The organism is Vibrio sp. 1401, from assembly GCF_033340295.1.
The window spans coordinates 1-1,221 of sequence record NZ_JAWOWF010000123.1 but is presented as its reverse complement, the minus strand read 5'-3'; the positions used below and the strand labels follow the sequence as shown (position 1 = coordinate 1,221).

At 47.8% G+C, this 1,221-nt stretch carries 1 protein-coding gene; it reads left to right on the top strand.

Features of this window, described 5'->3' with window-relative positions; translation table 11 throughout:
- On the top strand, positions 1 to 1,221 hold a 1,221-nt coding region (locus R7Z77_RS24000; protein WP_318136878.1), incomplete at both ends, for a tandem-95 repeat protein.

The window sequence follows — 1,221 nt, the reverse complement described above, 5'->3', positions numbered from 1 at the left end:
TCACTTATATCGTAACTGATGGCGATTTGACGGACGAAGCGAAAGTGACTGTTACGGTTACGCCTGTAAATGACAGTCCTGTTGCCGTTGATGACACCACATCTATACAAGAAGACACCGTAGTTACCATTGATGTACTGACTAACGACGCCGACGTGGATGGCGATAAGCTGAGTATTGAATCAGCCTCTGTTCCTAAAGAGCAGGGTACGGTTGAAGTGGTGGATGGCAAACTTGTTTTCACACCGGCAGAAAACTTCAATGGCGACGCCGAAATCACTTATACCGTAACGGACGGTGAATTGACCGACGAAGCGAAAGTAACTGTTACAGTAAATCCAGTGAACGATGCGCCAACCATCAAGGTTGATGCAGTAGAAAGCATCACTGAAGATGCAGTGAGCACTGATACGGTAGTCGCAACCTTAACGGTTCGCGATACTGACACGCCAGAAGACCAACTAACCGTTTCTTTAGAAAATAACTCAAACGGCTACTTCGTGTTGGTTGGCAATGAAGTCAAGTTGACTCAAGCGGGTGTTGACGCGGTTAACAACGATGAACTTAACCTTAAAGATCTGACTATCAGTGCGTCAGTATCGGATGGTGTTAATCCAACAGCTAGCGACAGTGACAGTTTGATTGTGAATCGTGTTAACGATGCACCGACTGTTGAAAATGCCATTGCAGACCAAGTGTTATCGGAAGATTTCGATGCATACACGATCGACTTGAATGAAGTATTCAAAGATACTGATTCCTCGCTAGAATTCTCAGTGTCTGGCAATAACAGCATCCAAATTTCTATTGTGAATGGTGTTGCTACCATCACTCCAACTGCGGATTGGAATGGCAAAGAGACAATTACGTTCACAGCTACAGACCCAAGCGGCGAAAGCATTAGCCAAACCGTAAACTTCACAGTTGCGCCTGTGGCGGACATCGTGGCAGACAAAGCGACGGTTGTGGAAGACACGCCAACCATCATTAAGGTCTTAGATAACGACACGTTCGAAGGCGACGACAAAGTGGTGTCGCTAGATACCAATAACGGCCCGGCCAACGGTACGGTCTCGGTCAACCCTGATGGCAGCGTAACTTACACGCCAAACGACAACTACCACGGTACAGACAGCTTCACGTACATCGTTACCTCCGGTGGGGTACCGGAGTCCACCACGGTGAACGTCGATGTCACGCCAGTCAACGATGCGCCAGTGG